This window comes from Rhodospirillales bacterium RIFCSPLOWO2_02_FULL_58_16 (assembly GCA_001830425.1).
Classification (GTDB): Bacteria; Pseudomonadota; Alphaproteobacteria; order Rhodospirillales; family 2-02-FULL-58-16; genus 2-02-FULL-58-16.
In genome coordinates, this window is the sequence record MIAA01000026.1 from 101,569 (window position 1) to 102,028 (window position 460).

A 460-nucleotide genomic window follows, 5' to 3' on the forward strand; every position below is an offset into this window, starting at 1 on the left:
AGGCCCGCCTGAAAACCCATATGGGACTCATTACCCAGTTGGCGAGAGTAACGGAATTTACTCCGACCGATGAAATCCGGCCGGGCGCGGCGCATGTGGTGATTGACGAGGCAACCATTGCCTTGCCCTTGGCCGATGTTATCGACATCGGCGCCGAAAAGTCCCGTCTGGAAAAAGAAATCGCCAAACTTGACGTGGAAATAACCAAGTCGGAAAAGAAGCTGGCCAACCACGGCTTTACCGACAAGGCCCCGCCCGAGGTGATCGAGACTGAACGCCAACGCCTCGAAGAAGCCGTCCAGGCCCGCGCCAAACGCCGGGAAGCCGCCAAGATACTGGCGGAGATATAGCGAGAAAAGATTCATCCCCTTACAAAGGCTATTGTATTCACACATCTCAGTTTAAGCCAATTTTCGATTCCGATTCTTGCGCCGCTCATGCGCTACACATTCCAAAAAGA

Annotated in this window: 1 pseudogene (cut by a window edge); it reads left to right on the top strand. The window is 53.7% G+C overall.

Going from position 1 to position 460, the window contains the following annotated elements:
• Positions 1-350: pseudogene (locus A3H92_04715) on the top strand (valine--tRNA ligase); it begins 2,217 nt to the left of the window's first position.
• Positions 351-460 lie beyond the last annotated feature (110 nt).